Source organism: Nocardiopsis quinghaiensis (assembly GCF_008638365.1).
Classification (GTDB): domain Bacteria; phylum Actinomycetota; class Actinomycetes; order Streptosporangiales; family Streptosporangiaceae; genus Nocardiopsis; species Nocardiopsis quinghaiensis.
Genome location: NZ_ML703344.1, coordinates 21,867 through 30,896 on the forward strand (window position 1 = coordinate 21,867; position 9,030 = coordinate 30,896).

General features: G+C 71.8%; 7 protein-coding genes and 1 pseudogene. 2 read left to right on the top strand and 6 right to left on the bottom strand.

The annotated features are described in order from the left end of the window. Positions 1 to 65: 65 nt before the first annotated feature. Positions 66 to 566, bottom strand: a complete 501-nt coding sequence (locus tag FYX01_RS04760; protein ID WP_150237947.1) for a hypothetical protein — start codon at positions 564 to 566, stop codon at positions 66 to 68. A gap of 114 nt (positions 567 to 680) precedes the next feature. Beyond that, positions 681 to 2,477, bottom strand: coding sequence for an acyl-CoA dehydrogenase (locus tag FYX01_RS04765; RefSeq protein WP_150237949.1), 1,797 nt, complete (start codon positions 2,475 to 2,477; stop codon positions 681 to 683). Positions 2,478 to 2,615: 138 nt separating this feature from the next. Here FYX01_RS04765 and aroQ point away from each other — a divergent pair, with 138 nt between their 5' ends. After that, positions 2,616 to 3,095 carry a type II 3-dehydroquinate dehydratase gene (aroQ, locus tag FYX01_RS04770; RefSeq protein WP_150237951.1) on the top strand — a complete coding sequence of 160 codons (480 nt, stop codon included), beginning with the start codon at positions 2,616 to 2,618 and terminating at the stop codon, positions 3,093 to 3,095. 72 nt (positions 3,096 to 3,167) lie between these two features. On the opposite strand, the gene FYX01_RS04775 is transcribed toward aroQ, so the two are convergent. The 3 genes from FYX01_RS04775 to FYX01_RS04790 form a co-directional block, all read right to left on the bottom strand. Next, positions 3,168 to 3,803 carry a histidine phosphatase family protein gene (locus tag FYX01_RS04775; protein ID WP_150237953.1) on the bottom strand — a complete coding sequence of 212 codons (636 nt, stop codon included), beginning with the start codon at positions 3,801 to 3,803 and terminating at the stop codon, positions 3,168 to 3,170. 132 nt (positions 3,804 to 3,935) lie between these two features. Further along, positions 3,936 to 6,260 carry an FdhF/YdeP family oxidoreductase gene (locus tag FYX01_RS04780; RefSeq protein ID WP_150237968.1) on the bottom strand — a complete coding sequence of 775 codons (2,325 nt, stop codon included), beginning with the start codon at positions 6,258 to 6,260 and terminating at the stop codon, positions 3,936 to 3,938. 381 nt (positions 6,261 to 6,641) lie between these two features. Next, positions 6,642 to 7,385: a DUF4097 family beta strand repeat-containing protein gene (locus FYX01_RS04790; RefSeq protein ID WP_150237955.1), complete on the bottom strand. Its 744-nt coding sequence runs from the start codon at positions 7,383 to 7,385 to the stop codon at positions 6,642 to 6,644. Between the two features lie 250 nt (positions 7,386 to 7,635). On the opposite strand from FYX01_RS04790, the gene FYX01_RS04795 reads away from it, so the two are divergent. Then, complete coding sequence (locus tag FYX01_RS04795; protein ID WP_150237957.1) at positions 7,636 to 8,820, top strand: alcohol dehydrogenase catalytic domain-containing protein; 1,185 nt, start codon at positions 7,636 to 7,638, stop codon at positions 8,818 to 8,820. Between the two features lie 68 nt (positions 8,821 to 8,888). Here the strand turns inward: FYX01_RS04795 and FYX01_RS04800 are convergent. Beyond that, a pseudogene (locus FYX01_RS04800) lies at positions 8,889 to 9,030 on the bottom strand (glycoside hydrolase family 16 protein); the annotation flags it as partial.

The following is a 9,030-nucleotide window of genomic DNA, read 5'->3' on the forward strand; positions in this document are numbered from 1 at the left end:
CTACTACGGGCACGAGCAGCTCCTGCGACTCCAGCGCACCCTGCTGACACGGTCTGCCGGCCGGATCAGGCGGTCACCGTGGGCCGGACCGGTGCCACCGGCGACTCCTCGTCCTCACCGCCCCCGTGCCTGCACCAGGGGCACCACACCGCGACACGCGAGTGCCGCATGGCCCACAGCAGTCCCGTCGAGACGAGCACGAAGAACAGGGAGACCCCCGCGGCGGGGACGAGGAGCCCGAGCGCGATCATCACGGCGGCGGCCGCCAGGGCGGTGCGGCCCAAGCGCTCGACGACCCAGTGGAAGGTGCGCAGGGGGCGCCGCCACCGTTCGGCGACCTCCGAGCCGCTCAGGGGCATGTCGGCCACGCACAGCTCGCACAACCTGCCGCGGTGGGTCGCCCAGTGCAGGGCCATGGCCGCGTACATCGGCGCGAAGCCCAGTGCCAGGGCCCAGGCGGGAAGGTCAGGAATCCACAGTCCCGGCACCGCGAGGAGCACGGTCCAGGGGACGGCCCGCTCGGCGTGGTGGCCCACGGCGACATGGGCGCGCAGATCATTCTTCACAGCGTTCCTCAGGAGATCGGTTCGACGAGAACCCACGGGTCCGTCTTGGAGAGGTGGGAAGGGGATGCCTTCATTGTGCGTGCTGTGGACGAGTGCCGCCGACGGACCCCCCGGTCAGAGCACGTCGGGGGAGACGTCCAGGACGGTGCGGTCGCGGGAGGCCACCAGGTCGAACTGCGGACCGGTGCGCGGCAGCTCGTGCCGGAAGAAGTAGGCCGCCGCGGCGCGCTTGCCCTCGTAGAAGCCGCCCTCGCGGCCGTGCGCGGCCACCAGCTGCTCCAGCCACAGCCACGCCACCACCACGTGGCCCACCGCCTCCAGGTAGGGGGTGGCGTTGGCCAGTGCCACGGCCGGGTCGCCCTCGGCCCAGGCCGCCGCGGCCGTCTCCGCCGTCCGCTCCAGGGCCGCCGACAGCAGCTCGGCGTACTCGGCCTCGGAGCCGCCCAGCTCCCGTGCGCGGGCCACGGTCTCCCGCGCCGTCTCCAGCAGCAGCGTCAGCCGGGCGCCGTCGTCGAGCACGGCCTTGCGCCCCAGCAGGTCCAGTGCCTGGATGCCGTGGGTGCCCTCGTGGATCGGGTTGAGCCGGTTGTCCCGGTAGTGCTGCTCCACGTCGTACTCGCGGGTGTAGCCGTATCCGCCGTGCACCTGGATGGCAAGGTCGTTGGCCTCCACGCACCACTGGGAGGGCCAGCTCTTGGCGATCGGGGTGAGCACGTCCAGCAGCAGGTGGGCGCGCCGGCGGACGTCCTCGTCCTCGGTGCTGGCGGTCTCGTCCACCAACCGGGCGCAGTAGAGCACCAGGGCGAGCGCGCCCTCGACGTAGCTCTTCTGTGCGAGCAGCATCCGGCGCACGTCGGTGTGCTCGATGATCGGCACCTGCGGCTGGGCGGGGTCCTTGGCGCCCATCGGGCGGCCCTGGAGGCGCTCGCGTGCGTAGTCGAGCGACTTGAGGTAGCCGGTGTAGCCGACGGCGGTGGCTCCCGCGCCCACCCCGATCCGGGCGCCGTTCATCATGTGGAACATGTACTTCAGCCCCTGGTGGGGCTCGCCCACCAGGTAGCCGACAGCGCCCGCCCGCCCGCCGGGGGTGTGGCGTCCCTCGCCGAAGTTGAGCAGCGCGTTGACGGTGCCCCGGTAGCCCATCTTGTGGTTGAGTCCGGCGGGCACGACGTCGTTGCGCTCGCCGATCGAGCCGTCGTCCTCCAGCAGGTACTTGGGCACGACGAACAGGGAGATGCCCTTGACCCCGGGAGGGCCGCCGGGGATCTTGGCGAGCACCAGGTGCACGATGTTCTCGGTCAGCTCGTGGTCGCCCGCGGAGATCCACATCTTGTTGCCGAACAGCCGGTACGTGCCGTCGTCCCCGGCCTCGGCGCGGGTGGTGATGTCGGACAGCGAGCTGCCCGCCTGCGGCTCGGACAGGCACATGGTGCCGGTGAAGCGCCCCTCCACCATGGGCAGCACCCAAGTGTCGATCTGCTCGGGGCTGCCGTGCGCCAGGAGCAGGCGCGCGTTGCCCGCGGTGAGGAAGGGATAGGCGGAGGTGCCCAGGTTGGCGGCCTGGAAGTAGGCGCCGCACGCGCTGGAGACCACGTGCGGGAGCTGGCCCCCTCCCGCGGAGGCGGGCATCCCGGCGGCGCTCAGGCCGGTCTCGGCGTAGGCCTCCAACGCCTTCCTGACCTCGGGGATGACGTGGACGCGCTCGCCGTCGAAGTGCGGCTCGTTGGCGTCGTTGGCCTTGTTGTGCGGCGCGAAGTGGTCGGTGGCCACGCGTTCGGCCAGCTCCAGCGCCGCGTCGAGGGTCTCGCGGGAGTGGTCGGCGTAGTGGGAACGGCTGGTGAGCGCCTCGGTGTCGAGCCACTCGTAGAGCAGGAACTGCAGGTCGCGCGCGGACAGCAGGGTGGACGCCACGGGTCGCCTCCTAGGAATCGTGGACCGACTGGTCGGTATGCTACCTGCCGCGCGGTCCCGGGCCGACCGGGGCCTCGGTCGTTCCGCGCGACCCCTCTAGGCTTGCTGCCACCGACCCGAGAAGGAGCGCTGACCCGCATGTCCGCTGTGTCCGACCAGTCCCGCGCCGTCCTGCTGCTCAACGGCCCCAACCTCAACCTCCTGGGCACCCGCGACCCCGCGCAGTACGGCACCACCACCCTGGAGGAGGTCGAGCGGCGCGTGACCTCCCTCGGTGAGGAGCTGGGCGTGGAGGTGGTGTGCGCGCAGAGCAACAGCGAGGGCGCGCTGGTGGACCGGATCCACGAGGCGCGCGGCTGGGCCGGGGTGGTGCTCAACCCCGGTGCCTACGCGCACTACGGCATCGCGCTGCGCGACGCGATCGACGCGATCGAGGCGCCCGTGGTGGAGGTGCACATCTCCAACGTGTACGCGCGTGAGGAGTTCCGGCACACGTCGGTGACCGCGCCGGTGGCCGCGGGCTACGTCGCCGGATGCGGCGTCTTCGGCTACGAGCTGGCCCTGCGCGCGGTGCTGCGGCGCGACGCCGAGCGCAGGGAGGCGGCGGACGGAGTCTAGGCGGGGTGAGGACGGCCGGTCGGTGCCGCCCGCGGGACGGTACCGACCGGTCGGTTTCCCCTGGGCACGCGTTCAGCGGTAGGTCATCAGGGCGGGGCCGCCCTGCTCCAGGTGGGCGTGGTCGTTGAAGGACAACAGCTGCGTGCCGCCGCGGCCGTGCAGCAGCTTGGACACCGAGCCGTTGACCACCACGCGGTTCATCGCCAGGAACCCGGACGGGGAGGTGCCGAGCAGGGTCGAGCACACCGTCGCGATGACCCCGGCTGAGGTGAAGACCAGCGCCGTCTCGCCCCGGCCCAGCCCGGCGACCAGGTCGTCCAGCGCCTCGCGTACCCCCGAACGGAAGCCCTCCCAGGTGCCCGGGCCGCTGCCCCCGGCCTCGATCCACGCGCTCAGGGAGGCGTCGAGCCGCTCCTGGAGGGAGCCCGTCCCGGCCGGGTAGTCGCCCAGCAGGCCGAGGTGGTCGTACTCGTTCCAGCGCTCGTCGCCGTGCGGTTCCAGGTCCGGGCCCGCCTCGGCCAGGGCCGCGGCCGCGGTCTGGCGCTGGCGGCGCAGCAGGCCCGTCACCACCCGGCCGACCCGCGGTCCGCGCCGCTTGAGCTCGGTGCCCAGGAGCCGGGCCTGTTCGTAGCCGGTCGGACTCAACTCGTCGTAGTCCTCCGCCTCCGGAGAGGCCTTCCCGTGGCGGATGAGGTAGATAGCTGGCATCGCACCAGAGTACGAGCGGGCCCCCGGACCCTCGCACACCGGGGGACGGGACCGGGCGCGGTTCACGCTCACCCGGGATGATCTTGCTCCCAGCGGCACCGTCGACCGCCGACAGCACCACCAGGAGCAAGGTCACCGGTGAAGGCCGGTACCGGAGTCCGGTTCGAACCGCACCACCACCGACTTCGACGTGGGCGTGTTGCTGGTCTCGGCCGTGGAGTCCAGCGGGACCAGCACGTTCGTCTCCGGGAAGTAGGAGGCCGCGCACCCGCGCGCCGTCGGGTAGTGCACCACACGGAAGTGCGCCGCGCGCCGCTCGCGGCCGTCCCGCCACTCGCCCACGAGGTCGGTGTACGAGCCGTCGGCCAGACCCAGTTCCCGGGCGTCCTCGGGGTTGACCAGCACCACCCGGCGACCACCGGTGATGCCCCGGTAGCGGTCGTCGAGGCCGTACACCGTGGTGTTGTACTGGTCGTGCGAGCGCAGCGTCTGCAGGAGCAGCCGCCCCTCGGGGACCTCCGGGGCGTACGTGCCGTTCACCGTGAAGTTGGCCAGCCCGGTCGCGGTGGGGAAGCGCCGGTCGTCGCGCGGCGCGTGCGGCAGGGTGAACCCGCCGGGCCGCCGAGCGCGTGCGTCGAAGTCCTCGAACCCCGGGACGACCGCCGACACGTGCTCGCGCACCCGGGTGTAGTCGGTCAGCTCCGACCAGGCCACCGGGGAGTCGCCCAGCACGCGTTCGGCCAGGTCGCAGACGATGTCCACCTCCGAGCGCATGCCCTCCGACAGGGGAGGCAGCACCCCGTGGGAGGCGTGCACCTTCCCCATGGAGTCCTCCACCGTCACCCACCGGGACTCACCGCCGCGCACGTCGCGGTCGCTGCGCGCCAGCGCGGGCAGGATCAGTGCCCGCGTCCCCGTCACCACGTGCGAGCGGTTGAGCTTGGTGGACACGTGCACCGTCAGCCCCACCCGACGCATGGCCTCCTCGGTGACCAGGGTGTCGGGAGTGGCCGAGACGAAGTTGCCGCCCATCGCGAAGAACACCCGCACATCACCGCGGGCCATGGCGCGGATGGCGTTGACGGTGTCGTATCCGTGCTCGCGCGGTGGCGCGAACCCGAACTCGGCGCCCAGGGCGTCCAGGAACGCCTCGGCGGGGCGCTCGAAGATGCCCATCGTGCGGTCGCCCTGCACGTTGGAGTGGCCGCGCACCGGACACACGCCCGCGCCGGGGCGGCCCACGTTGCCGCGCAGCAGCAGGAAGTTGACGACCTCGCGGATGGTGGGAACCGAGTGCCTGTGCTGGGTCAGGCCCATCGCCCAGCACACCACGATCCGCTCCGAGGCGGTGACCATCGCGGCGATCCGCTCGATGAGCTCCCGGTCCAGGCCGGTGGCCCGCTCGGTCCGCGGCCAGAACTCCTCGTCCGGCTCGCCGAGCAGGGTCTTGGCGAACTTCTCGAAACCGTGGGTGTGGGCGGCGACGAACTCACGGTCCAGGACGTCCTCGCCGCGCTCGTCGGACTCCAGCAGCAGCCGGTTGAGGGCGCTGAACAGGGCGAGGTCGCCGCCCAGCCGTACCTGCGCGAACAGGTCGGTCAGCTCGGTGCCGCGCCCCAGCAGGCCGCCCGCGCGCTGAGGGTCGCGGAACTCGCGCATTCCCGCCTCGGGCAGCGGGTTGACGGTGACGATCCGCGTTCCGGTCCGCTTGGCCCTCTCCAGGGCGGAGAGCATGCGGGGGTGGTTGGTGCCGGGGTTCTGCCCGGCCACGATGATGAGGTCGGCCTCGCGCAGGTCCTCCAGGGACACGCTGCCCTTGCCCACGCCCAGGGTCTCGGTCAGCGCCGACCCGGACGACTCGTGGCACATGTTGGAGCAGTCGGGGAGGTTGTTCGTGCCGAGCGCCCGGGCGAACAGCTGGTAGCAGAACGCGGCCTCGTTGCTGGTGCGGCCCGAGGTGTAGAACACCGCCTCGTCGGGGGAGCCCAGCGCCCGGAGGTCCTCGGCGACCAGGTCCAGGGCGCGGTCCCAGCCGACCGGCTCGTAGTGGGTGGCGCCCTCGGCCAGGTACATCGGCTCGGCGAGGCGGCCCTGCCGGCCCAGCCAGTACCCGGACCGCTCCGCCAGCTCGGCGACCGGACGGGCGGCGAAGAACTCGGCGGTCAGCGCCTTGGCGGTGGCCTCCTCGGCGACGGCCTTGGCGCCGTTCTCGCAGAACTCGGCCCGGTGCCGCCTGTCGCCCTCGGGCCAGGCACAGCCGGGGCAGTCGAAGCCGCGCTTCTGGTTGACCGCGAGCATGGCGGGCAGTCCGCGTCGCACGCCCGCGTGCTCGCCGACCTGGCGGACGCTGTTCAGGACGGCCGGGAGCCCGGCCGCGCTGGTCTTGGGCGGGCCGACCTGGGGAGAGTCCTGCGCGGGGTCCGGTGTGTCCGAGTGCTGGTGTCTCACACCCCGTATTCTGGCACCGCCCGTCCGGCCGCGGGACTCGCGGGGAGCAAACTTGGGTTTCGGGAATCGGAACCGGGTCTTCGGAGGGTGCGCACGTCGGGCGTCCGGTCCGGTGCCGGGGTGCTTGGAGTCCCGAACGGCTGTGCCGCGGGGAGCTCGCCCACCTCCGCGCAGTCCTGCCCGATCCCGCTGTAGCTGCTCTTCCGGAGCTCAAGATCGGTGTTCCTGGTGTGCCTTCCAGGGACTTGAAGAGGTCAGTGATGGCATCGGTAGATTGCGTGGTGCTCAGGGCAGGCCCCTGAACATCGCCGAAGGCGGGTCCCCGCCGTCCAGGTGCTCTCCTCCCGGTCCGCTCCCGGTGCGGGCCGCGCTCCCGCGTGCCCGGGCCGCTCAGTCGGCGGGGACCAGCCGGATCCGGCCGCTGTCCGTCTCGGCGACGATCCTGTGCGGGCTGTCGTCGCTGGTCTCCACCCTGGTGACGACCTCCCCGCCGCCGGAGGCGTCCACGTCGTAGGCGGCCTCGGGCAGTTCCAGCGTCGCGGCGCCCTCCTCCGTGGCCACCCGGACGTCGTCGGGGACACCGGTGAGGGACACGTCGATGTTCCCGCTCCCGGTGGTGGCCCTCAGGCTGCGCGAGCGCACCCCACCGGCGCGCAGGTCCCCCTCCTCGCTGCTCAGGAAGAGGGGACCGGAGACCCTCTGTACTTCCACCGACCCCTCGGCGGTGCTGACCGTCAGCGGTTTGCCGAACGCGGTGGCCTCGACACGGCCGGAGCCGCCCTCGACGGTCAGCGAGGTGCCCTCGGGGACGAACACCTCGTAGCGGACGTGGCACGCGTCCCCCTGGTTGCACTTGAACAGCAGTGACAGGGTCTGCCCGTTGAGTCCCCAGGTGACCCCGGGGCCGCCGATGACGGCCTGGCCCGACACCCAGCGCCTCACCCGGATCTCGTTCGTCCGCGCGGGGGAGACCTCCAGGTCGCCGCTGTCCACCACGATCGTGAGCTGGTCCGAGCCCGGTGTGAAGGTGCGCTCCTCCGGTTCGGGATCCTCGGCGGGGGAGGCGCATCCGCACAGGAGCAGCAGCGCCACCGCGCCCGCCAGGAGGGTACGGGCGGTGATCCTCGCGGCCATGGGGCCTCCTCGGCACTGGGCGGCGGCGAGTCCGGTCACGCGGTCGGTCCGCCCGACAGCCGGGAAGCGGCCAGGTGCTTCGCGAACGGCCGCCGTGACGCGGTACCGGTACGGACAGCGGATGTCCGCTACCCACCGTAGCGAAACCCGGTCGTTCTTTCCCGTGGGCTACGGGGGTCGTTTTCCGAGATGTGACCGGGGTAGTGGGCGGCCACGACCGACCACGACCGTCGTGGGACCAGGGGGAGACATGAAGGCAGTGGTGTGGAACGGTACGAGGGACGTCGGGACCGCGAACGTCCCCGATCCCCGGATCGAGGACTCCGGTGACGCGGTCATCCGGGTCACCACCTCGGGGCTGTGCGGATCGGACCTGCACCTGTACGAGGTGCTCAGTCCCTTCATGAACCCCGGGGACATCCTCGGACACGAACCCATGGGTGTGGTCGAGGAGGTGGGCAGCGGCGTGACCTCCCTGGTTCCGGGGCAGCGGGTCGTCGTTCCCTTCCAGATCTCCTGCGGCCACTGCGCCATGTGCCGGAGCGGCCTGCAGAGCCAGTGCGAGAGCACCCAGGTGAAGGAGCAGGGCATGGGCGCGGCGCTCTTCGGCTACAGCGAGCTCTACGGCTCGGTGCCCGGCGGACAGGCCGAGTACCTGCGGATCCCGCACGCCGACAACACCGCGATCCCGGTGCCCCCCGAAGGGCCCGACGACCGCTACGTGTTCCTCTCCGACGTGCTGGCGACCGCCTGGCAGGCCGTCCGCTACGCCGACGTGCCCGAGGGCGGTTCGGTGGCGGTCCTGGGCCTGGGGCCGATCGGCGACATGTGCTGTCGGGTCGCCGGCCACCTGGGCGCGGGGCAGGTGTTCGGCGTGGACCCGGTGCCCGAGCGGCGCGCGCGTGCCGCCTCCCGCGGGGCGGAGGTGTTCGACTCCTCCGAGGGCACCGACGACCTGGTCCAGGAGATCCGCGACCGCACCGACGGCCGCGGCCCGGACGCGGTCATCGACGCGGTCGGCATGGAGGCGGCGGGACACGGCTCGGCCAAGTTCGCCCAGCGGATGGCCTCGTTCCTGCCCAAGGGGACCGCGGCCAAGATGATGGAGACGGCGGGCGTCGACCGGCTGACCGCTCTGCACACCGCCATCGACCTGGTGCGGCGCGGCGGCACCATTTCGCTGATCGGCGTCTACGGGGGCATGGCCGACCCGATGCCGATGATGACGCTCTTCGACAAGCAGATCCAGCTGCGGATGGGGCAGGCCAACGTGCGCCGCTGGACACCGGAGATCCTGCCGCTGCTGGACGAGGCCGACCGCCTGGGCGTGGAGGACTTCGCCACCCACCACCTGTCCCTGGACGAGGCCCCGACCGCCTACGAGAAGTTCCAGAAGAAGCAGGACGGCGTGTTCAAGGTGCTCTTCCGCCCCTGACCCGTTCTCGATCCCGCCCCTGGTCCCGTCCCCGGCGTCGCCGCCGGGGACGGGATTCGTTCACCGGGTCAGTTCTCGTAGATCCGGACGTAGTCGACGATCATTTGTTGGGGGAACTGGGTGGTGGCGTCGGGGTAGCCGGGCCATTCGCCGCCGACGGCGACGTTGAGGATCATGAAGAAGGACTGGTCGTAGACCCAGTTGCCGCCT

What these genes read in the sequence shown, in the direction of transcription:
- aroQ (WP_150237951.1), top strand. Translation starts at nt 2,616, where the DNA reads ATGTCCGCTGTGTCCGACCAGTCCCGCGCCGTCCTGCTGCTCAACGGC.
- FYX01_RS04795 (WP_150237957.1), top strand. Translation starts at nt 7,636, where the DNA reads ATGAAGGCAGTGGTGTGGAACGGTACGAGGGACGTCGGGACCGCGAAC.
- FYX01_RS04790 (WP_150237955.1), bottom strand. Translation starts at nt 7,385, where the DNA reads ATGGCCGCGAGGATCACCGCCCGTACCCTCCTGGCGGGCGCGGTGGCG.
- FYX01_RS04775 (WP_150237953.1), bottom strand. Translation starts at nt 3,803, where the DNA reads ATGCCAGCTATCTACCTCATCCGCCACGGGAAGGCCTCTCCGGAGGCG.